Origin of the sequence: Bradyrhizobium sp. HKCCYLRH3059, assembly GCF_051168035.1 — a bacterium.
GTDB lineage: Bacteria > Pseudomonadota > Alphaproteobacteria > Rhizobiales > Xanthobacteraceae > Bradyrhizobium.
Map to the genome: position 1 here is coordinate 160,826 of NZ_JBNPUF010000009.1, position 25,008 is coordinate 185,833.

Annotated in this window: 3 protein-coding genes (1 of these 3 running past the window's edge); all 3 read right to left on the minus strand. The window is 68.4% G+C overall.

Annotated elements, in window-relative coordinates:
- Tightly spaced (each overlapping or abutting the next), the 3 genes in view from ACQR13_RS26710 to ACQR13_RS26720 form a layout consistent with a single transcriptional unit that may run on beyond the window.
- Positions 1 to 16,401, minus strand: a complete 16,401-nt coding sequence (locus ACQR13_RS26710) for a non-ribosomal peptide synthase/polyketide synthase (protein ID WP_434863406.1) — start codon at positions 16,399 to 16,401, stop codon at positions 1 to 3.
- A complete protein-coding gene (locus ACQR13_RS26715) occupies positions 16,394 to 22,984 on the minus strand; it encodes an amino acid adenylation domain-containing protein (protein ID WP_434863407.1) in 6,591 nt (2,196 codons plus the stop codon). Before ACQR13_RS26715 ends, ACQR13_RS26710 begins: the two co-directional genes overlap by 8 nt.
- A protein-coding gene (locus tag ACQR13_RS26720; protein ID WP_434863408.1) for an amino acid adenylation domain-containing protein crosses the window boundary here: on the minus strand, positions 22,981 to 25,008 show its 3' portion. 7,698 nt of this gene lie beyond the right edge of the window; only the last 2,028 of its 9,726 coding nucleotides appear in the window; its start codon lies off the right edge, out of view — the gene reads right to left on this strand; its stop codon occupies positions 22,981 to 22,983. Before ACQR13_RS26720 ends, ACQR13_RS26715 begins: the two co-directional genes overlap by 4 nt.

The window sequence follows — 25,008 nt, forward strand, 5'->3', positions numbered from 1 at the left end:
TCATTCAGCCGGTTCCGGCTGCAGAGCCGGTGATGTCTGCGCCGCCTGGTCCGGCTCCAGCCACGCGCCGAGCGCCGCCAGGAAAGATTCGTTGCCAAGGATCGAGAAGTGGTCGTCGCCGACCACGCCCAAATCTGCCGCCTGCGGCAGTCCCGCCGCGAGCCGATCGCGCTGTCGAAGCCGGCCGGAGGTCCACCAGCAGCCGGGCGCTGCAACGAGATCGGCCGGCCATTCGGCCGCCCGAGCCAGTTGCGCGAGGTGGCGCCCGACCCTGAAGGCCGAGACGATGTCGTCGACGCCGAGAAGACCGTCGCGCGGCTGCAGCGGCGCCGTGCCGATTGCATCGACGACCAGGCGCCGGATCACCTCGTCCGTCACCGGCGCATCGCCGGAACGAATCGCCGTCACCTGCGACGCAATGGCTGAAGGCTGCACGCCCGGCGCCGCGACCGACAGCAGCGTCAGCAAGTCGTCGGTCCAATGCCGCCCGGGCGACGGCTGCTCGTCACCATGCGGAACGAAGCTGTCGATCAGCGCCAGGCGCTCGACCCGCTCACCGCGCCGCTCAAGTTCAGCAGCAACCAGGCACGCGACCAGTCCGCCAAGCGACCAGCCAATCAGATGATAGGGTCCCTTGCTTTGCTTCCGCGCGATCTCATCGACATAGTCCACGGCCATTGCCGTCAGCGACTCGTCGGTGAAGGACGGTTCGATCAGCGTCCGGCACTGCAGTCCGATCAGTTGCCTCCGTCCCTCCAGACGCCGCGCCAGCGGCGCGTAGTCGAACACCGTGCCGAAGCCGCCGTGAAGACAGAACACCGGCGGCGCGCCATCGATCGGCGAACTCAGGGGCAGCAGCGCCGACGGTCGGATGGATGATGCTGCGGGCGTGCCGAGCAAGGCGCGAATGGTCGGCTTCTGAAGGAGATCCCGCAGCTTGATCTCGCCATCGAGGATCGGGGCACGGCGAAGGCGCGCGATCACATTGAGGCTCAGGATCGAGTTGCCGCCGAGCTCGAAGAAGTTGTCGGTGACGCCGACTTGCGCAACACCGAGGATCTCCGCCCACAGCTTCGCCATCGCGACCTCGGCGGGACTTTCCGGGGCGATGAACGCGCGCCCGGCTGCGATATCAGGCGCGGGCAACGCCTTGCGATCGACCTTGCCGCTCGATAGCGTCGGCAGGCGCTCGAGCACGATGATGCGGGATGGAATCATGTAGGCCGGCAAAGTCCGGCGCAGCGCGGCAGTCAGCGTTGCAGACAGCCGCTCGGCCGCAGCCGCGTCGCCTGGCGCGCGTGGCGCCACATAGGCCACGAGCTGATTTCCTCCCGCACCCACCACGGCGAGCACGGCAGCCTGCGCGACCGCTGGGTCGCTCAGCAGAGCCGATTGGATTTCGCCAAGCTCGATCCGGAAGCCGCTGACCTTGACCTGATCGTCGCTGCGTCCGAGATATTCGATCGTGCCGCTCGCATCCCATCGCGCAAGGTCGCCGGTGCGGTAGAGACGTGCGCCCTCGTCCGCCGAAAATGGATCCGGCACGAAGCGTTCCGCCGTCATGCCTGGCTTGGCGTGGTACCCGCGCGCGAGCCCGAACCCGCCGATGTAGAGCTCGCCGGCTGCGCCTGCCGGAACGAGATTCAGCGAGCCATCGAGGATGTAGGCGGTGCGGCGGCCAACGGGAATGCCGATCGGCGCATAGGCCTTGTCGCACGCCGTGTTGCCGTCGACCTTCCACACGAGCGGTGTCACGACGGTCTCGGTCGGACCATAGCCGTTGATCAGGATCTGCGGCTTCAACGTCCGCCTGACCTTGTCGAAGCCGGCCTTGGGCATCGCCTCGCCGCCGAACGAATACAGCCTGACGGGCGGCGGATTGCCGGCCTGCTCCACCCACTCTGCGACCTGCTGCAGATAGGCCGGCGGCAGGCCGATATGCGTGATCCGCTGCGCATGAAGTTCGGCGACGGTCCGTTCGGGCGTCCACAGCTCCGCATCGCGCATGACCAGCCGAGCGCCCTGCGACAGCACCGTGAGCCACCGCTCATGCGCGCCGTCGAAGGCCAGCGACAGGAAATGCAGCTCGCTTGCGTGCTCGTCGAGCTCGTAGAGCGCAGCGGTCGCTCGGCAATGCATCGCCAGCGGTCCATGCGCGACGGCGACGCCTTTCGGCCGCCCGGTCGAACCGGACGTGTAGATCACATAAGCGAGACTCTCCGGATGCAGGCGTGGATCCGGCGCATGGTTCGGACCGCTGGCGAAATCGAACGAGGCCAGATCGATCGCCTGGACGCCTTCGATAACGGAGATGTCACACGCGCCGGACAGCAGCATCCTCATCCCGGAATCGCGCATCACATGAGCGATGCGGTCCGGCGGCAGCTCGGGATCGAGCGGGACATAGGCTCCTCCGGCCTTCAGCACGGCAAGCAACGCGGCCATCGTCGCTTCGTTGCGCTCGACGACGACGCCGACGCGCTGGTCGGGCTCGAGCCCGGCCTCGACGAGGTGGTGCGCGATCCGGTTGGCGCGACGATCGAGCTCACCGTAGGACACGTTCCGGCCGCCGATCGTCAGGGCGACACGTTCCGGATCGCGCTGTGCATGATCGCGGATCATCTCGTGGACGAGTGGACGCATCGCGGCAGACGCCGCCCGGCCATTGCAGGCGTCTGCGCGCTGCACATCCTGAGCGGTGGACGCATCGATCGCGCCAAGCCTGGCTTCCGGACCTCGTAGCATGGCCGCGAGCAGATGTTCGAATTGCGCCCTCACCTGCTCCGCCTGTTCCGGCGTGAAGTGGCTCGGCATATAGGTGAATTCGACCTGTAGCGTATCCTCGACCATGACGGACAGGTCCATCGGATAGTTCGTGACGTCGACGTTGCGCAGCTCGCCGAATTGAAGCGAGCCGTCGCCCTGCAGCAGGCCTCGGTCGACGGGATAGTTCTCGAACACGATGATGCTGTCGAACATGGTCTCGCCGGCACGCCCGGCCCAGCTCTGGATGTCGTAGAGCGGCGTCTGCTCGAAGTTGCGCATCGCCGCGTTGCGGTCCTGCATGGCGCGCAGCCAGTCACCGATCGTTGCGGCCGGCGAAGGCGTCTCGATCACGGGCAGCGTATTGATGAACAGGCCGATCATCTGCTCGGCCCCGTCGAGACCCGCCGGACGGCCGGCGACGGTGACTCCAAATGTAACGGTCTGCTGGCCGGTGTAGCGTTGCAGCAGCAGCGCCCAGACGCCCTGGATGAGCGTGTTCAGGGTGATGCGCTCGTGCCGGGCGAACGCCTTCAATGCCGCGGTCGCATCCTTGTCGAGCCGGGTGTAGCAGCGCCGGTGTCCGTGCGCGTCGTAGCGCCGCGCGCCGAAGGCATCGGCCAGTTGCGTCGGCTGGTCGAAGGCCGTGAGTTGTCCTCGCCAGAAGCGCTCGGCGGCCTGCGCGTCCTGGGCCGGCAGCCAGGCAACATAATCGCGATAGTGCGCCGATTGAGAGACGAGCGCACGCCCGGCATAGCGCTGCAGGATTTCACCGATGAAGCGGGCCGAGCTCCAGCCATCCATCAGGATATGATGGTAGGTCCAGATCAGGCGATGACGATCGTGGTCGAGCTGCAACAAGCGGACACGCTGCAGTGGCGGCACCGCGAGATCGAACTCGGCGCCGCGCTCCGCGGCCAGCGCCGACGACAGCCGCGCCTCATCGACGGCCTGCCCACGCCAGTCTTCCGTTGCGAACGGCACACTCGCCGCGCGATGGACGGCCTGCAGCGGTGCGCCGGACAGCTCGCGCCACAGAAATCCAGTACGCAGCATCGGATGACAGGCAGAGACCTCCTGCCACGCGGTGCGCAGCCGCTCGACGTCCAGCCCGCGGATCTCGACGCTGACTTGGTTGACATAGACGCCACTTCCGGCATCGCGCAGGCTATGGAACAGCATGCCCTGCTGCATCGGCGAGAGCGGGTAGACGTCCTCGATGCGGTCCCAGTCGACACCGAGCTGCGCGAGCTCCTCGCTCGTCAGCCCCGACAATGCGCCGCGCGCGCGAGTGATTGCGGGCTGGTCGTTCCGCGCAGCCACGCAGGCCGGCGCGAGCAGCTCGATCGTCTGCAGCCGGAACACGTCTCTCGGCTCCAGCTCGAGACCAGCCCGGCGTGCGCGACTGACCATCTGCAGCGAGATGATCGAGTCGCCGCCGAGCTCGAAGAAATTGTCGGTGACGCCGACGTCCGGCTGGTGCAGCAGCTCGGCCCAGATCGCAGCGAGTGCGGCCTCGGTCGGATTGCGTGGCACGACGCGCTGTCCCTGCCCAAGCCGCGTATCGGGCAACGGCAACGCCTTGCGATCGATCTTGCCGTTCGGTGTCAGCGGCAGCCGCGGCAGCACCATCACGCGCGACGGCACCATGTAGTCCGGCAACGCTGACGCGAGAGTCGCGCGCAGCTCGGCTCCGTCGAGCGCATCGTCGCCGCTGACATAGCCGACGAGCTGCCGGCCGCCGCCGAGCTCTTGCGCCACCACGACGCTGTCGCGCACGCCGGGCTGCGTGCGCAGCCGCGCCTCGATCTCGCCGAGCTCGATGCGGTGGCCGCGGATCTTCACCTGATGGTCGGCACGGCCGACATAGTCGAGCAAACCGTCGGCGCGCCACCGCGCCAGATCGCCGGTGCGGTACAGCCGCGCACCGGGATCGCCGAATGGATCGGGAATGAAGCGCTCGGCGCTGAGCGCCGCTCGGCGCCAATAGCCGCGGGCCAGGCCCTCGCCGCCGATGAAGAGCTCGCCTGTCACGCCGACGGGGGCGGGGTTGAGATCGCCGTCGAGCACATGCAGCGTGGTGCTGCCGATCGGGCCGCCGAGGACCGGTGCGGGATCGCGTGCGTCGAGCCGATGGCGCGCCGACCACACCGTGGTTTCGGTCGGCCCGAACAGGTTCCAGGCCTCGCCTCCGAGCGCGAGCAGCCGAAGCGCCAGGTCGGGCGCCAGCGCCTCGCCGCCGCTCAGCAAGCGGCAGCCTTGAGGCAGCCAACCGCGCGCACCATCGTCATGATCGAGCAGCATGCGCCAGCTCGACGGCGTGGCCTGGATCAGGGTCACGCCATGATCGGCGACGATCGCCTTCAGCCTCGCCGGATCATGGGCCGAGGCGTGATCCGCCAGCACGATCCGCGCGCCATGAATGAGCGGCAGCCAGAGCTCGAGCACCGCGATGTCGAACGATAGCGAGGTCAAGCCAAGCACACGGTCATCGCGCGCGATGCCCGGTTGCTCAGCCATCGTCGCCAGGAAATTCGTCACGGCGCCATGGCGCACCATCACGCCCTTGGGCAGGCCGGTCGAGCCGGAGGTGTAGATGACGTAAGCCAGGTTGTCTGGATGGATGGCGACGTCGAGATCGCCGACGCCGACCGAATCTTCTCTAAACTCCTCGTCCAGCAGCCAGGCCTGGGCGTGGCCGTCCGCCAGCACAGGCGCGAGCTGGTCGTGGAGCGTCGCCTGCGTCAGCAGCAGCTTCGCGCCGCTGTCGGACAGCATGTGCGCGAGACGCTCGGCCGGATAGTCCGGATCGAGCGGCAGATAGGCTCCGCCCGCCTTGAGCACCGCGAGCAGCGCCACCATCATCGTCACACTGCGCTCCAGCGCCAGTCCCACCACCACATCGGGACCGACGCCGTGCTCCCTGAGCCTATGGCCCAGCCGGTTCGCGCGCGCATTCAGCGCTCCGTAACTGATCGTCTCCTCATTGTGCACGAGCGCAATCGCATCGGGCGCGCGCCCTGCCTGGGCCTCGAACTGAGCGACGACACCCGGCGCTATCACGGCCCCGGCCGTTGCGTTGACCCGCGCCAGCAGCGCGATGTCCGTGGGATCATCAGCCGCAAGGCAGCCGACCGCCTGCTCGGCATCGCCAGTGATGGCCGCGAGCAGTTGCACGAACGCCTTGTGCAGCCGGCGAATCTGGGCCTCGTCGAAATGTTGCCGCTGGAAATTGAATACCAGCCGCAGCTCTGCTTCGAGACCGACGCTCACGAACAGCGGGTAGTTGCTCGTTTCGAGGATCCTCGTCCGGCCGACGCTCACGCGGCCGTCTCGGGTCTTCAAGGCCTCGTCCACCGGATAGTTCTCGAACACCAGGATGCTGTCGAACAGCGGACGCCCTGCCTGGCCCGCGATCCGCTGAATGTCGGCCAGCGGCATCCAGCCATGATCCCGCAAGGCGAGATTGCGATCCTGCAGGTCGCGCAGCCACGCACCAACCCGCCGCTGCGGATCCTCGGCATCGACCACGGGCAAGGTGTTGATGAACAGGCCGACCATCTCCTCGGCGCCAGCGAGCCCAGCGGGCCGGTCCGACACCGTCACGCCGAAGCTGACCGTATCCTGCCCGGTGAACCGACGGAGCAATTGCGCCCATGCCGCCTGCACCACCGTATTCAGCGTGACCCGTTCGCGGGTCGCGAAGCGTTGCAGCCGCTCGCTGAGATCGGCGTCCACCGCCATGGTGAGCGAGCCATGGCCGACGCGAGCGTCGACCGCAGGCCGCGACAGCAGGCTCGGCTCGTCGAGGCGGGCCAACGCCGCTCGCCAGAACTCGGCCGCAGCACCGTGGTCCTGCGCCTGCAGCCATGCGATGTAGTCGCGGTAGCGCGGCGGCTGTCCTTGCAGCGCCCCCTGCCCCTCGTGCTGCATCACCTCGGCGATGAATCGGGCCGAGCTCCAGCCGTCCATCAGAATGTGATGATGAGTCCAGATCAGCCAATGCCGGTCGTCGGCGATCCGGATCAGCCTTACGCGCTGCAGCGGCGGCCGCGAGAGATCGAAGCCGTCGGCGCGCTCGCGGTCTGCCGCCGCCATGAGCGCAGCATCCAAAGCGGCCGGAGCGAGCTGCGCCGCACGTTCCCGCCAATCTTCCGCGACGAAGGGAACGTCGGCACTGCGATGGACGACCTGCTGCGGTGGTCCCGGCAATTCACGCCACAGGAAACCGGTGCGAAGCACGGTATGGCGATTGCTGACCGCCTGCCACGCGGCTTGCAGCTTGCCGGCGTCGAGACCGCGGGTCTCGGCGGCAACCTGGTTGACGTAGACCCCGGTGCCGTCGTCGTGCAACGCGTGGAACAGCATGCCCTGCTGCATCGGCGACAGCGGATAGATGTCCTCGACCTCGCGCCAATCCAGCGCCAGCGCATCGAGCTCGGCCTGGCTCAGCTTCGACAACGGCACATCGGACGGCGTCACGCCATGGACGCCGCTCGTGCAGTGATCGACCAGCTCACGCAGCGCCGCCTCAAAACAGTCCGCCAGGCGCGCAATCGTTTCGCGGCGTTGACGCTTCCCGCTGAAGCCGAACGACAGCTCCAGACGACCGTCGAGCACCCTCGCATTGATCGCGATATGGTGGCGCAACGGGCTCGACGCGGCGCGCGACGGGCCGGCGCTCTCGGGCGCGATCGAGAACAGCGCCGTCTCGTCCGCGCTGCCATCGACCTGTCCGAGATAATTGAACCCGATGCGCGGCTGCACGCCCGTCGTCAGCGCCGCGCGCTGGGCATCAGAACCCAGGTAGCGCAGGACACCGTAGCCAAGTCCCCGGCTGGGGACGGACCGCAGCATCTCCTTGGTCGCCTTGATCAGCACCGCGGGCGGCTGCGATCCAGCCGCCAGTCGTACCGGGAACGCGGTCGTGAACCAGCCGATGGTTCGCGACAGGTCGAGCCCGCCGCCGAGATCCTCGCGGCCGTGACCCTCGAGTTCGATTGCCATGATCTCCCGGCCCGACCACAGCCACAGCGCACGCGCGAGCGCCGACAGCAGCAGATCATTGACCTGGGTTCTGTACGCCCCGTGCGCCGTGCCCAGCAGACGCGCGGTCAGCTCAGCGTCGATCGCGAGCGGCACGTCGTCGGCGTCTGCAATCGTATCCCGATCCGCATGATCGAAATCGCTCGGCACGTCCTCCGTCTGCCGGAGACCGGACCAATGATCCCACTCTGCAGCCGGCACATCCGAGGCCGCGTGCGCGCGCAGCGCTGCGCCCCATTGGGCATAGGCGTGCGTCTTGGGCGGCAGCGTCGCCTCTTGTCTACGCATGAGCTGCTCATAGGCAGCCGCGAGATCCTCCAGCAGCACACGCCACGACACGCCGTCGGTCACGAGGTGATGAATCACGATCAGGAGGCGCTGCCCGCCCTCCGGCAGATCGATGCCGACCAGCCGCACCAGACGTCCCTCCGCGAGCGAAAGGCTCGCCTGGACCTCAGCGGCGAGCGCGGTGACCGCCTCGCCATCGGCCAGCTCGCACGACCGAAACAGGTCGGAGACCGCCGGCGCCGGCCCGTGCTCGGCGCGCCAGATGCCGTCGATGCGTTCGAAGCGCAGTCTCAGCGCATCGTGATGAGTGACGACGGCCACTGCCACGCGCCGCAGCACGTCCCAGTCGAGCCGCTGTTGCGGCCGCAGCAGCAAGGCCTGGTTCCAGTGATCGGGCGCCTCCAGCTCCTGCTCGAAGAAACGGAGCTGAATCGGCAGCAACGGGAGTGGCCCGGAGACGAGACCCTGCTCCGCCGTCGTCTCCAACCGGACGACCTGCCGCGCGTCGCGCGCCAGGGCTTCCAGCGTCTGATGCTTGAAGACGTCTCGTGGCTCGATCAGAAGGCCGGCCCGCCGCGCACGACTGACCATCTGCAGCGAGATGATCGAATCGCCGCCGAGCTCGAAGAAATTGTCGGTCATGCCGACATCGGGCTGATGCAGCAGCTCGGCCCAGATGGTTGCCAACGCAGCCTCGGCCGGCGTCCGCGGCGCAATCCGCATCGCTGCAGCGGGCGCCTCCGGCGCCGGCAGCGCGTTGCGATCGACCTTGCCATTCACCATCAGCGGCAGGCGGTCGAGGACCACGATCCGCGCCGGCACCATGTAGTCCGGCAACGTCGCGGACAGCGCGTTGCGCAGCACCTCGCCATCGAGCGTGCCGTCACCGCAGACATAGCCGACCAGTTGCCGGCCAGCCCCGAACTCCCTCGCGATGACGACGGCCGCAGTGACCGATGGCTGCTGCAGCAGCCGCGCCTCGATCTCGCCGAGCTCGATGCGGAAGCCGCGAACCTTTACCTGGTGATCGGCCCGGCCGACATAGTCGATGGCGCCGTCGCTGCGCCAGCGCGCCAGATCGCCGCTTCGATAGAGCCGCGCGCCGGGAGGTCCGAACGGATCGGGAATGAAGCGCTCGGCCGTCAGCGCCGCGCGCCCGAGATAGCCGCGCGCCAGCCCGTCTCCGCCGATATGGAGCTCGCCCGTCGTGCCCTCGGCGACCGGATTGAGGTCGGTGTCGAGAATGCGCAGGATCGTGCCTGGAATCGGAAAGCCGATCGGCACGCGTGCCCCACTCGCCGCGCGGCAGTTCCAGAAGCTGGCATTGATCAGCGCTTCGGTCGGCCCATAGCGGTTGTCGAACCGGATTGCTGGGAATGCCGCGTAGACTTGGTCCTTCAGCAGGACCGGCAGGGCCTCGCCACCGGAGAACAGGCGCTTCAACGTCACGCATCGCTGAGCCTCCGGCTCAGCCACGAATTGCGCGAGCATCTGCGGCACGAAATGCAGCGTGGTCACACCATGCGCAGTGACCGCATCGACCAGCCGCTTCGGCTCGCGATGGGCCCCCGGCGCCGCGATCGCAAGCCGCGCACCGACCGTCAACGGCCACAGGATTTCCCACACCGCGACGTCGAAGCTGAACGGCGTCTTCTGCAACAGCGTTTCGCCGGGATCGAGCCCGTACTCCCGCTGCATCCAGGCGAGCCGCGCTGCCAGCGCACCACGCGTGCAGGCCACGCCCTTCGGCACGCCGGTCGAGCCGGACGTGTAGATCACATAGGCGAGGCTCTCGGCGTGGGTCGGACTCTGGAGATCCAAGCTGCCGGTGTCCGTGTCCTGCGAGGCGCGTCTGTCGCCGACGGCGATCAACTCGGCGCCCGCCCCTGCCGTGATCTCCATCAGCCGATCACGCAACTGCGGCTGCGTCAGCACCAGCCGCGTGCCGCTGTCGCCCAGCATCGCCGCGAGCCGCTGGCTGGGATAATCCGGATCGAGCGGCAGGTAGCCGGCCCCGGCCTTCAGAACGGCCAACACAGCCACGACCAGGTCGGCGCTGCGCTCGAATGCCAAGCCGACCGGAGCATCCAGAGCGATGCCGGCCTGCATGATCTGTCGCGCCAGGCGGTTCGCCTGCGCATTCAGTTCCGCGTAGCTGATCCCCTCCTGATCGGAGATCAAGGCCATGGCCGCAGGCGCCCGTGCGACCTGCTGTTCGATCTGCGTCACGACGTCGACGAAGCCGTCTTTCACCGTCGGCGCGGCGGGTCCCGAGCTCCAGCCGAGCACCCGTTGCAAAGCGGCGGCGTCCAAGCCATGCAGCTCCGCGACCGGGCGGCTGCTGTCGTCGGCGATGCGCCCGAGCAGGCAGGCGAACGCCGCCTGTATCCGCTCGATCTGCACCTGGTCGAACCGGCTGCGATCGTAACGGAAGCCGAGCCGGATGCCGGCGTCGGTCACGAACACCGCGACCGTCAGCGCATAGTTGGTGATCGAGATCTGCTCGGCGCGGCTGGCGCGCGGTCCCTCGCCGGCCTGAACGCGCAGCGCCGCGTCGACCGGATAATTCTCGAACACGAAGATGGTATCGAACAGCGGCCGGCCGGCGCGGCCGGCAAGGCGCTGGATCTCGTGCAGCGGCATCCAGCCATGCTCGCGCAGGTCGACGTTGCGATCCTGCAGGCTGCGCAGCCACGCGCCGACCGGCGTTTGAGGTCTCGCGTCCTCGAGCACGGGCACGGTGTTGATGAACAGGCCGACCGCCTCTTCCACGCCCGCGATCTCGGGCGGCCGGCCGGAGATCGTGGCGCCGAAGCAGACGACATCCTGGCCGGTCAGGCGCCGCAGCAACTGGCCCCACGCCCCCTGCAGAAGCGTGTTCAACGTCACCCGCTCGCGCCGTGCCGCGACCTGCAGCCGCTCGGTCTTCACCGCATCGATCACGAGATCGATCGAGGCATGGCCGTCGGCAGGTGCGGCCGGCCCGCCCAGCGCATCGGCCAGCAGGCTCGGCTCGCCGAGCGTCGAGAGCGAGCGCGACCAGAACATGCCCGACGCCTCGCGATCCTGCCGCTGCAGCCAGGCAATGTAATCACGATAGCGGCCGCGCGGTGCGCCCAGCGACGCGCCGCCGACATGCTGCATGATCTCGCCGATGAGCCTTGCTGCGCTCCAGCCGTCGAGCAGGATGTGATGATGGGTCCAGATCAGGCGGAAAACGCCGCCGTCGAGATCGATGAGACGGACCCGCTGCAGCGGCAGCCGTGACAGGTCGAAACCGGCGCGCCATTCGGCTGCCGCCACCTCGGCCAGCGCCGCGTCACGCGCGGCCTGATCCATCGAGTCCACACGGTCGCGCCAATCCTCCTCGACGAAGGGAACAGGAGCCTGCCGATGGACGACCTGCTGCGGTGCGCCCGACAATTCTTTCCACACGAACGCGGTCCGCAGCACCGCGTGTCTCGCGGTCACCGCCTGCCACGCCGCGCGTAAACGCGCCGCATCGGCGCCGCTGACGTCGACGGCGATCTGACTGACATAGTTGCCGCTGTCGCCGTCGCGCAGCGCGTGGAACAGCATGCCCTGCTGCATCGGCGACAGCGGATAGATGTCCTCGATATCGCGCCAATCGCGCGAGGCTCCGAGCAGGTCGAGCTCCGGCTGGCTGAGGCCCGACAGCGGAACGTCCGACGGCGTGAGGCCATGTACGCCGCTCGTGCAATGCGCGACGAGTTCGCGCAGCGCCGCGGAATAGCACGCGGCCAGCCGCTCGATCGTCGCGCGGCGATAGCGTCGGCGGCCGAAGCTGAATGTCAGCCTCAGCTGGCCGTCGAGCACCTGGCCGTTGATGCTGAGCCAGCGGCCAAGCGGTGCGCCGGCGCTGCGTGACGGACCCGCGCCTTCCGGCGCGAGCGCGAAGGCAGGGTCAGGGCCGGCGCCGAACTGGCCGAGATAGTTGAACACGATCCGCGGCTCGGCGCCGCCCGCCAGGGCGGCGCGCTGCTCAGGGCTTCCGCAGTAGCGCAGCACGCCATAGCCGAGCCCACGCGCCGGGATGGCCCTTAGTTCCTCCTTGATCGACTTGATGAGCGTGGCATCGTCGCTCGCGCCACCGGAGAGGCGAAGCGGAAATGCGGTCGTGAACCAGCCGACCGTGCGCGACAGGTCGATGCCTTCGAACAGATCCTCACGGCCATGGCCTTCGAGCTCGACCAGGCATTCATCGAGTCCGCACCAGCGGTTGACGGCGCGGGCCAGCGCCGCCAACAGCAGATCATTGACCTGGGTCCTGTAGGCAGCGGGTGCCTGCTTGAGCAGCTGCCCGGTCATGTCGGCATCGAACGACACGACGACGTCTTCGCCATCGGCGACACGATCGGTCTCACCTTGATCGTCGTCGCATGGCAGGCCGCCGGCGGCACTGCGCTGTCTCCAATAGTCGAGCTGATCGGCCAGCTCCTCGCTCGCCGCGTAGTCTTCAAGCCTCCGGCTCCACGACGCCATGGACTGGCTCTTGGGGGGCAACGCAATCGCAACCGCGCCCTGCGCCGCCTGTCGATGCGCCGACATGATGTCTTCGAGCAGCACACGCCAGGATACGCCGTCGACGACGAGGTGATGCACGACGATGAGAAGCCTCTGGCTGCCGTCCGCGACGTCCATGCCGACGAAGCGCAGCAACGGCCCCTGCAGGGACAGGCTTGCCTGCGCGGCGGCGGCAACCGAGGTGATCTCCGCCGCATCCTGAACAGCGCGGATCCAGAGCAGATCGGCGCTCGCCGGCATCGCGCCATATCTCGCCTGCCACGCGCCGTCGCTCTGGAGGAATTGCAGTCGCAGGGACTCGTGATGCGCCACCACGGCCTCGACCGCCGGCGCCAACACCCGCCAGTCGAGCCGTGCCGACGGCACCAGCATCAACGCCTGATTCCAGTGATGCCGTTCGCCGGCGTCCTCGGCAAAGAAGCGGCGCTGGATCGGCAACAGCGGCACCGGATCGCCATCGCGCGCGAGCGGCTCGGCGGAGACGACCGCCGCCCGATCGCGGCGCGCGACCCGCGCCAGCCCTTGCAGCGTCTGATGCCGGAACAGGTCGCGCGGCTCGATGGCAAGCCCGCGCTGGCGCGCACGTCCGACCACCTGCAATGAAATGATGGAATCGCCGCCGAGCTCGAAGAAGTTGTCGGTCAGCCCGACCCGCGAATGGCCGAGCAATTCAGCCCAGATCGCCGCCAGCTCCAGTTCAGCCGGGGATTGCGGTGCGACGTAGTCGGCCTCAGCAGACAACTGCTCGGGCGCCGGCAAGGCGTCGCGATCGACCTTGCCATGCGCCGTGAGCGGCATCCGCGACATCAGTACGATGCGCGCCGGAACCATGTAGTCCGGCAGTTCCTCGGACAACGCCGCGCGCAGCCCGGTCTCGTCGAGGCCATCCTCGCCGCAGGCGTAGCCGATGAGCTGCTGGCGTCCGCCGATCTCGCGTGCCACCACCACCGCCGACTGAACACCCGCCTGCCGCGTCAGCCGCGCCTCGACCTCGCCCGGCTCGATGCGGAAGCCGCGGATCTTGAGCTGGTGGTCGGACCGGCCGACATAGTCGATGACGCCATCGGCGCGCCAGCGCGCCAGATCGCCGGTGCGATACAGCCGCGTGCCCGGTGCGCCGAACGGATCGGGGATGAAGCGCTCCGCCGTCAACGCCGGCCGATTCCGATAGCCGGCCGCGAGCCCCTCGCCGCCGATATGAAGCTCGCCGGTGACGCCGACCGGAACGATGTTGAGATCGCCGTCGAGAACATAGGCCGAGCGCCGGCCGACCGGGCGGCCGATCGGCGCATAGGCGCAGTCGATCTCGGCATCGACGTCGACCTTCCAGACCAGCGGCGTGACCACTGTCTCCGTCGGACCATAGCCGTTGATCAGCTTGCGCGGCCGCAGCGCCTGCCTGACCTTGTCGAAGCCCGATTTGGGCATGGCCTCGCCGCCGAACGAATACAACGACACGGGCGGCGGATCGCCGCGCCACGCCGCGAAGTCGGCGAGTTGCTGCAGATAGGCCGGCGGAAAGCCGGCATTGGTCACGCGCTCCGCGCCCATCACGTCGAGCGTCTTCTCCGCCGACCAGAGATCGGCGTCACGCATCACCAAGGTCGCGCCGCAGCTCAGCGCGGTCCACAACCGCTCATGCGCGCCGTCGAAGGTGAAGGAGAGGAAGTGCAGCTCGCGCGACTGCCGGTCCATCTCGTAGAGACCGGCGGTGGCGTCGCAATGCATCGCGAACGGTCCATGCGCGACCGCGACGCCCTTCGGCACGCCGGTGGAGCCGGACGTATAGATCACGTAGGCGAGGCTCGAGGGATGGACATCGACCGCCGGGTCGCTCTCCGTCGTCTCGGCCGCCATCGCGCCGGGATCGACGACCGCGATGCCCGGCATCGGCGGCCATTGCGATCGTCCCGCCGCATCGACCAGCACGACGCGCGCGCCGGCATCCCGAACGGTGGCGGCGAGCCGCGCCGGCGGATGATCGGGATCGAGCGGCAGATAGGCCGCGCCGGCCTTCAGGACGGCAACAAGACTTGCGACGAGATCGGGCGAGCGCTGCATCGAGAGCCCGACGAGCTCGCCGGGTCGCACGCCGAGCGCCAACAGATGCTGCGCGATGGCATTGGCGCGGCGATCGAGCGCCTGATAGCTGATCGTCTCGGCCCCGAACACCAGGGCTGTCGCGCCCGGCCTCTCCTTTGCGTGCCGCGCGAGCATCCGGTGCACCGGCTGGAACCCCGCGAGTGCGGGCGCGCAGGCATTCCACTGCCTGACGTCGTCGCGCTGCCGGTCCGACAACAGCTCCAGCGCCGCGATCCGCTGCGTGGGATCCGCGACCGTTGCCCGCAGGATCGTCAGCCAATGCCCCGCGAGCCGTGCGATGGTCGACCGGTCGAACAGCGCGGTGGCAAAGGAGAACAGCGCCGAGACGTCTCCCGACGGCGCTTCCTCGCTGTCGAGCGCGAGGTCGAATTTCACCGTCTCGATCTCTGCCGCGATCGTCTCGATCTGCAGTTCGGACGCAGCCGGCGCATGTGCCGCCTCGCGCCGATGCTGATGGTTGTAGAGCACCTGGAACAGGGGCGTCTGGCTCTGGCTGCGCTGCGGCTGCAGCACGTCCAGCAGCCGCTCGAACGGAAGATCCTGGTGATCCCTGGCCTCGAGCGAGGCTTCGCGCAGGGCGTGAATGACGTCGGCGATCGTGCTCCGGCTGTCGATGCGCGTGCGCAGCACCTGGGTGTTGACCAGCAGCCCGATCAGCCGCCGCGTTTCCGACCGGTCGCGATTGGCGAGCGGAACGCCGACGCAGATGTCGCCCTGCCCACTGTAGCGATAGAGCACCAGCTTGAGCGCCGCGAGCAGCACGACGAACAGCGTCGTGTGATGCTGTCGGGCGAGCCCGCGCAGACGATCGGAAAGCTCGGCGCCGAGCGACAGGCGTATGGCATCGCCGGATTGGTCGGTCTGGGCCGATCGGGGGCGATCGAGCGGCAGTTGCAGCATGGCCGTGCCGTGCAGCCGGTCGGTCCAGTACCGGAGCTGCCGCTCCTCCTCCACGGCACCGAGCCACAGTCGCTGCCAGGCGGCGAAATCGGCGTAGTCGATCTCGAGCGCCGGCAGTGAGGCGGTTTCGCCGCGGACGGCAGCGCGATAGAGCTGCCAGAACTCCTCGGTAAGGACCTGCATCGACCAGCCATCGGCGACGATGTGGTGCAGCGTGACCGAGAGGATATGCTCGTGCTCGCCAAGACCGAGCAGCGCCGCGCGCAGCAGCGGTCCGGATTCGAGATCGAACGGCAGTGCCGCTTCCTCACGCAGCAGCCGGCGCGCCTGCTGCTCGCGATCGTCGCCCGCAATCTCGATACGGCGAAGCGCGACCGGCGCCGGCTGGCCTACGATCTGCTCCGGCTCGCCGCCGTCCTGCCGGAACGTGGTGCGGAGCGCGGCATGGCGCATGACGAGTCCGTCGAGCGCCTTCTGAAGCGCAGCGGCGTCGAGACGGCCCCGCAGGCGGATCGCGACCGGCATGTTGTAGGCGGAGCCGCCCGGATCCATCCGCCACAGGAACCAGAGGCGGGCCTGCGCGAACGACAACGGCGCGCGCTGCAGATGCTGGCGCGCGATCGGCAAAATCGACAGATCGATGCCCTTGGCCGCCAACTGCGTGAGGAAGGCCCGCTGCTTCGGCGCATCGAGACGCGCCAACCGGCGCGCGATCTCGCTGAGCTGCTGGGTCTGAAGTCCCGACTGATCATTCATTGGCGAACTCGACTTCCTCAAGCAGATCGAACATGGCGGCGATGTCGTCGCTGCGCCTGCTCGTCGGCGGGTCCGCGGCGAGCGCGGACGCCATGGCCTCGACCGTGGTCAGCTCGAACAACCGTTTCAGCGGCAGCTCCCGCGCAAGATCGCGCTTGATGCGGCCGACGAGCTGGACGGCCACCAGCGAGTCGCCGCCGAGCTCGAAGAAGTTGTCGGTGACGCCGACCTCCGGCCTGTGCAGCAGCTCGGCCCAGATCGTCGCGAGCGCCGCCTCGGTCGGATTGCGCGGGCCGACTCTGTGCGCCCCCGGCGGCTTCGCGTCCGGCCGCGGCAGCGCCTTGCGGTCGATCTTGCCGTTCGGGGTCAGCGGCAGCTCCGGCAGCACGATCACGCGCGACGGCACCATGTAGTCCGGCAGCGCCGTTGCGAGCGCGGCGCGGAGGTTACTGCCATCGAGCGAGGCCTCGCCGCTGACATAACCGACCAACTGACGGCCGCCGCCGAGCTCCTGCGCGACGACGACGCTGTCGCGCACGCCCGGCAGCTCCCGCAGCCGCACCTCGATCTCGCCGAGCTCGATCCGATGTCCGCGGATCTTCACCTGATGATCGGCGCGGCCGACATAGTCGAGCACACCGTCGGCTCGCCAGCGCGCGAGGTCGCCGGTCCGGTACAGCCGCGCGCCGTCGCTGCCGAACGGATCCGGAATGAAGCGCTCGGCACTCAGCGCCGCGCGTTTCCAATAGCCGCGCGCGAGTCCGTCACCGCCGACGAAGAGCTCGCCAGTGACGCCCATCGGCGCAAGGTTGAGATCGCCGTCGAGCACGTACAACCGGGTGTTGCCGATCGGGCTGCCGAGCAACGGCACGGGATTCGTCGCATCGAGGCGGTGACGCGCCGACCATACCGTGGTCTCGGTCGGCCCATACAGGTTCCAGACCTCGCTGCTCAGCGCGCTGAGCCGCCGCGCCAGATCCGAGGCCAGCGCCTCCCCGCCGCTCAGCAGGCGGCAGGCTTTCGGCAGCCATGGAGCGGTTTCGCTGGTATTGGCCGCATCGTGATCGAGCAGCATGCGCCAGCTCGACGGCGTCGCCTGGATCATGGTCACGCCGTGCCGTGCGACCAGCGCCTTGAGCGCCGCCGGATCATGGGCCGCGGCGCGATCGGCGAGCACGATCCGGGCGCCATGGGCCAGCGGCAGCCACAGCTCCAGCACGGCGATGTCGAAGGACAACGAGGTCAGCGCCAGCACGCGGTCGTCGGCCGCGATGCCCGGCTGTCCGGCCATCGTCGCCAGGAAGTTCGTCACCGCGGCGTGGCGCACCATCACGCCCTTGGGGAGCCCGGTCGAGCCGGAAGTGTAGATGACGTAGGCGAGGCTCTCCGCATGCCCATCGACGGAAAGATCATCGGTCTGGCCGAGGCCATCGCCGGCCGCTACGTCGAGCAGCCAGGCCTCGGCATCGCTCCGGGCCAGCACCGGCGCGAACCGGTCATGCAGCGTGGCCTGTGTCAGCAGCAGTTTGGCGCCGCTGTCGTTCAGCATGTGCGCGAGACGCTCGGACGGATAGTCCGGATCGAGCGGCAGATAGGCCGCGCCCGCCTTGAGCACCGCGAGCAGCGCCACCATCATCGTGACGCCGCGCTCCAGCGCCAGCCCGACCACCACATCCGGCCCGACGCCGCGATCCCGGAGCCGCCGCGCCAGCCGGTTCGCCCGCGCATTGAGCGCACCGTAGCTGATCATCTCCTGCCCATGCACCAGTGCGACCGCATCGGGAGCTCGCGCCGCATGGGCCTCGAACTGCCGGTGCACGCAGAGCGCATTTGCATCGTTGGTCGCCGTCGCGTTCCAGGCCTGCAGCAGCCGCGCGCGATCTTCGTCCGGAACGACGTCGATCCTGCGCACCGGCGTATGCGGCGCCGCTTCCAGCGCCAGCGCCAGCTGCTCGAGCGAGTGCTGCATCATCGCGCCGACCCGCTCGGGCGCGACCGGCGCCACGGCCTGGACCGTCAGGTGAAGCCCATGGCCGTCGTCGTCTACCGCCAGCATCAGCGGATAGTTGGTGCGCTCCTCGCCACCGAGCCATTCGACGCCTTGCAGGGACTCTGCATCTGTCCGCGCATCCTGCCTCCGGCCGTGCCGATAGTTCAGGATCGCGGAGAACAGCGGCGTCGGCGGCGCGACGCCGCTGCAGCGCTGGGCCATTGCCAGCGAGGCATGCTCATGCGCCATCAGCTCCGCCAGCCGCCCATGCGCTGCGCGAACGCTGTCCTCAACCGACGTGCCGTCGAGATCGAGCCGCAACGGCAGCGTGTTGATGAACAGGCCCAGGCTGCGGCCGGTATCGTGGCCGGCCTGCATGCGGCCGAGCAGCACGGTGCCGAACACGACCTGATCACGTCCGCTGCTGCGCGCCAGCACCTGGCCCCAGGCGACATGACAGAGGCTGGCGAGGCTCGCGCCAAGGCGCCGCGCCTGCGCGCGCAGCCGCGCGTCGAGCGTAGCCGGCACGGGCAGCCTCGCCTCGCTCGCGCCGTCGCCGTTGCTGCGCACCTCCATCAATCCGAATGGTGCCGTCGGCGCATCGATGTCGGCGAGCATGCTGCGGAAGAAGCGCTGCTGCGCATCCTGCCCGCCGGCCTTGCGGGTCTCGGCCACGAGGTTACGGAACGGAATCGGTGGAGGGAGAGCGCTGCGGCGGCCCGCCAGGATCAGTTGCACTTCCTCGTGCAGCGCCTGCAGAGTGGTATGGTCGCCGACCATGTGATGCAGCAGGACCAGCAGCAGCAGGCGATCATTTCGTGGGTCGCGGGCGACAATGAGACGCAGCAATGGCGCCTGGGTCAGGTCGAGCCGGCAGGACCTCGGATCGAAGCGGCGCGCCAGCTCGACCTGGGCCGGCTCGTTGCCTTCGAGCTCAACTTCGGTGACGCTTAGCGGTGCCTGGCGCCAGACCACCTGCGCCGGCACCGACAGCCCATCCCAGAGGAACGACGTCCGCAGGACGTCATGCCGGTCGATCACGTCCTGAACGGCCGCAAGATAGCGATCCAGCAGATCACGGCCCGCAAATGCCATCTGCGCGACCAGCACGTAGGGGTCGCCCTCGGTCGCGAGCAGATGATGGAACAGGATTCCCTCCTGCAACGGCGACAGCGCGTAGATGTCCTGGACGTTGGCGACGCCGCCCGGCACACGGCCCACCACGCGGTCGATCTCGCCCTGGCTCAGCGCGATCAGCGGCAGCATGTCCGGCGTGATGACCGGGCTCTGCGCCGTGATCGGGTTGTCAGGAATTGCGGTCTCCTCGCTTTGCCGCAGGCTGGCCGCGAGATCGCGCAGCACCGGCTTGGCGAACACCATCTGCGCATCGATCGTCAGCGCATGGCGCTTCAGCCGGTCCAGCATGCGGACGACGAGCAGCGAATGGCCGCCGAGCTCGAAGAAATGATCGTTGCGACCGACGCGCTCGATGCCCAGCAGCTCGCGCCAGATAGCAGCGAGGACCTGCTCGATCTCGCCGTGGGGCGGATCATAGGCGCCACGGCCGAACGCCTCGTCGTCCGGCGCCGGCAGCGCCTGCCGGTCGACCTTGCCGTTGGGTGTCAGCGGAAACGCATCGAGGCGAACGATCGCCGAGGGAACCATGTAGTCCGGAAGACACGCCTGCAAATGCGTGCGCAGGCGCGCAGCCCATGCGCTGGGATCACCTGCATCGTCCGCCGGCACCACATAGGCGACGAGCGTGAGATCGCCCTGCGCATCGCGCCGCGCCAGCACCGCCGAGTCCCGCACTCCGGCCTGCGCATTCAGCCGATGCTCGATCTCGCCGAGCTCGATGCGGAAGCCGCGGATCTTCACCTGATGGTCGTTGCGGCCCAGGAATTCGATGTTGCCGTCGGCGAGATGGCGGCCGAGGTCACCGGTTCGATACATCCGCGCGTCGGACGACAGCCCGAACGGATCCACGGCAAAGCGCTGCGCCGACAAATCGGGACGGTTGAGATAGCCGCGGGCAACCCCTGCCCCGCCGATCCAGATCTCGCCGACGGCACCGCGCGGCACCGGCATGCCCTGGGCGTCGAGCAGATAGATCCGCGCGTTGGCGATCGGGCGACCGATTGGGACGACACCGCCGGCGAAGCCGGGCGGACGGCGCCATGCGGTGGCGCAGACGGTTGTTTCCGTCGGGCCGTAGGCGTTGAAGACCGCGATCTCCGACGGCAGGGCCTCGAACAGCTCCGGCTTTGGCAACTCGCCAGCGAGAACGAGCACGTCGAGCCCGGAGAGCCGCGCGAGGTCCGAGCGGCCCTGCAGCATCGCCGGCGGCAACGTGGCATGGGTGATGCGATGTTCGGCGAGATAGTTCACCAGCTCCGCCGCATCGCGGTGCTCGCGGCTTCCGAGCAGATGCAGTTCGGCGCCGGCGCAAAGCGCCATGACGATGTCCCACACGCTCGCGTCGAAGCTGAAGGAGGCGAATTGCGCGATCCGGCTGTGCGGACCGGTGTCGAACAGCCCGATCTGGGCCTGCGCGAGATTGACCAGGCCGTGGTGCTCGATCATCACGCCCTTCGGCTGTCCGGTCGAGCCCGAGGTATAGATGACATAGGCGAGGCTGCGCGGCGTCAGGCCACGGGCAACAACATCCGGTGCGCCCTCCGGCAGCCCGCTCCAGGCCGGCGCATCGCTCTCCACATCCACAACCGGACATGCCACGCTGCCGAGCGTACTGGCGCTCGCGCCGTCACAGAGCAGCAGCGTCGGCCGGGCATCGGTCACGGTCTCGCGCAGCCGCTGCGGCGGATAGGTGGGGTCCAGCGGCAGATAGGCCGCTCCCGCTTTGAGGACCGCGAGCACGCTGACGATCGCATCGATGCCGCGCTGCTGGCAGATCGCGATCAGCCGGTCCGGACCAGCGCCCAGCGCGACGAGATGATGCGCGAGGCGATTAGCGCGCAACTCGAGCTCGCGATAGGTCAGGTTGACCTTGTCATGGACCAGCGCCACCGCCGACGGCCGGCGGCGCGCCTGCTCGGCAACGAGATCCTGAATGCAGCAGTCAGGCGGCGTGAACGAGCGCGTGCGGTTCCAGACATCCAGCAGCAGCGCACGTTCCTCGGCTGGCAGCAGCTCGATGCGATCGACCGGCTGGCTGGTGTCGGCGACCATGGCGCGCAGCACCGCCAGCAGATAGGTGCGATAGCGCTGCACGGTCTCGGCGTCGAACAGCGCCGTCGCGTAGTTGATCTTGCCGGAGATGCGTCCACCGCTCTCACTGAGATCGAGCTCGAGATCGAACTTGATCTTGTGCTGCTCGGTCGCAAGGCGCTCGACCGCCAGGCCGGGCAGCGCCAATGAGCCGATATCATCGCTCTGCCATGCGAACACCACCTGGAACACGGGCGTGTATTCCGGATGCCGCGGGGGCTGGAGCGCCTCGACAAGATGCTCGAACGGCAGGTCCTGATGATCCTGCGCCGCAAGGACGGCCGTCTTCACCCGCTCGATCAACTCGGCCACAGCAGGACCGCCCGAGAGGTCGAGCCGCAGCGCCAGCATGTTGACGAAGAAGCCGGCCAGGCCTTCGAGCTCCGAACGCATCCGATTGGCGGTCGGCGTGCCGATGACGAGATCCTGCTGGCCGGCCAACCGCGACAGCACGAGGGCCCAGGCGGCCAGCACGATGACGAACGGGGTGGCGCCGAGCGCGATGCTCAATTGCCTGATATCGGCCGAAAGACCGTCGTCGATCTCGACAGGCACCGCGGCGCCGGCGTTGGATCGCGGTGCAGATCGCGCCCGGTCCGTCGGCAGTGCCAGCAAGGACGGCGCGTCGCGCAGCACGGCGGTCCAATGATCGAGCTGCCGCTGCAGCCGATCTGCCGTCAGCGAATGGCGCTGCCATGCTGCATAGTCCGGATACTGAATCGCCAGCGGCGGCAACGGATCATTGCCGCCTGCAACGAAGGCGGCATACAGCGCCGAGAGCTCGCGGACGATGACGCCCATCGACCATCCGTCGGAGATGATGTGATGCTGGCTGAGCAGAAGGACATGATCATCATCGCCCAGGTCGATCAAATGGCTGCGGATCAATGGACCCCGCGCAAGGTCGAACGGCGCGCGCGTACACTCATTCAGCAGATCGGCCAGCCGCGTTTCGCGGTCCGGCCGCCCGCGAAGATCGTGCACCTCCAGCGGCAGGCTGGTGTCCGGCGGCAACAGCGCGACCCGCGGCTCGCCCTGCTCGGCGACGAAGACCGTCCGCAGCGCCTCGTGGCGGGAGAACAGCCGGTCGAGGCTGCGGCGCCATGCGCCGATGTCGAGCCGGCCGCGCAGCCGCAGCGCCACATCGATGTGATAGTTGGTACTTCCATTCTCGAGCTGGGCCAGCAGCCAGAGCTGCTGCTGCGCGAAGGAGAGCGGCAGCGAGCCCCCGCGATCGGCGATCGGGATCGTGTTTGTATCGCGTCTGGGGACATTGCGGCCGCGCTGTCGCGCGCGCGATGCCAACCGGCGCAGCGCCTCCGGATCGAGGTTGTGCAGAAGAGGCTGTCCTGATTGTCCGCTCATGATAGCTCCGCTGTCATCAGGTCCTCGAGTTCACCTTCGGCGAACTGCTGCTCGATCAGTCTGATGGAGAGGACGCGCGCGAACTCCGCCAATTCCGGATGAGCGAACAGCTCGGACAATCGCATCGATGTGCCGAACTCCTGCGCGACACGGCTGAGCAGCCGTACCGCCAGCAGAGAGTGGCCGCCGAGATTGAAGAAGTGATCGCCCCGCCCGACGCGGTCGAGGCCGAGCAGCTCCGCCCAGATGCCGGCCAGCGTGATCTCGATCTCGCCGACCGGAGCTTGATAGTCGGCCCCCGCTTCGCCTTGTGAGGCCAGCGGCAGCGCCTTGCGGTCGACCTTGCCGTTCGGCGTCAGCGGCAGCCGCGGCAGCACGATGACGCGCAACGGCACCATGTAGTCCGGCAGCGCCGTCGCGAGCGCCGCGCGCAGCTCGCCGCCATCGAGCGCGCACTCACTGCCGACATAGCCGATCAGGTTGCTACTGCCACCGACATCCTGCGCGACCACGACGCTGTCGCGGACGCCGGGCAGCGCGCGCAGCCGCGCCTCGATCTCGCCGAGCTCGATGCGATGCCCCCGTATCTTGACCTGGTGATCGGCGCGGCCGACATAGTCGAGCGCGCCATCGGCACGCCAACGCGCCAGGTCGCCGGTCCGGTACAGCCGTGCACCGGGGCCGCCGAACGGATCCGGAATGAACCGTTCCGCGCTGAGCCCGGGCCGCTTCCAATAGCCGCGCGCCAGTCCCTCGCCGCCGATGAACAGTTCGCCGGCCACGCCGGGCGGCGCCAGATTGAGATTGGCGTCGAGCACATAGAGTGTGGTATTGCCGATCGGACCGCCGAGCACCGGCATGGGATCATTGGCATCGAGCCGGTGGCGCGCAGACCACACCGTGGTCTCTGTCGGCCCATACATGTTCCAGGCCTCGCCGCTCAGCGCGACGAGCCGCCGTGCCAGATCGGGAGCCAGCGCCTCGCCGCCGCTGAGCACGCGACAGCGACGAGGCAGCGCGGCGGCCCCGTCATGATCGAGCAGCATGCGCCAGCTCGACGGTGTCGCCTGGATCAAGGTCACGCCGTGCCTGGCCACGATCGCCTTCAGCGCCGTCGGATCCTGCGCGGAGGCGCGGTCGGCCAGCACGATCCGGCCTCCCCGGGTCAGCGGCAGCCACAGCTCCAGCACCGCGATGTCGAACGACAGCGAGGTCAATGCCAGCACGCGGTCGTCCGATGCGATCCCCGGCTGCTCGGCCATCGTCGCCAGAAAATTCGTCACTGCGCCGTGACGCACCATCACGCCCTTGGGCAGGCCGGTTGAGCCCGAGGTATAGATGACGTAGGCGAGGCTCTCCGGATGACTGGCGAGGTCGAGGTTGCCGGCGTCGCCTCCATCGTCGATGCGATCGAGCAGCCAGGCTTCGGCTCCGCTGTCGGCCAGCGCGGGCGTGAACCGATCTTGCAGCTCGGCTTGCGTGAGCAGCAGTCTTGCGCCGCTGTCGCCGAGCATGTGGGCAAGACGCTCGGCCGGATAGTCCGGATCGAGCGGCAGGTAGGCGGCGCCGGCCTTCAGCACGGCGAGCAGCGCCACGATCATCTCGGCGTCGCGCTCCAGCGCCAGTCCAACCACGACATCGGCGCCGATCGCGCGCGCGCGCAGTCGCCGCGCCAGCCGGTTTGCCCGCGCATTCAGTTCGCCGTAGCTGATCCGGCGGTCGCCGCAGACGATCGCAACCGCGTCCGGGACGGCCTTCGCCCGCGCCTCGATCTGCGCCACGAGGCCAGGCGCCGCGCCGATCGACAACGGTCGGGGTGACGTCTCGCCGATCGCAGCTCCGCTCCAGCGCAGGACGTACGCCAGCGCCTCTCCGTCGACCATGCGAAGGCTGCCGGTCGGACGGGTGGCATCCGCCGAAATCCGCGTCAGCCAGTCTCGCAACGACGCGCTCACCCGGCGAACCGCATGGTCGTCCAGTTGCGCGCGATCGTAGTTGAAGTCGAGGCGCAGGCCCTCGGGTCC

Excerpts from the sequence above, each read along its gene's own strand:
- ACQR13_RS26710 (WP_434863406.1), bottom strand. The coding sequence starts at position 16,401 with ATGAATGATCAGTCGGGACTTCAGACCCAGCAGCTCAGCGAGATCGCG.
- ACQR13_RS26715 (WP_434863407.1), bottom strand. The coding sequence starts at position 22,984 with ATGAGCGGACAATCAGGACAGCCTCTTCTGCACAACCTCGATCCGGAG.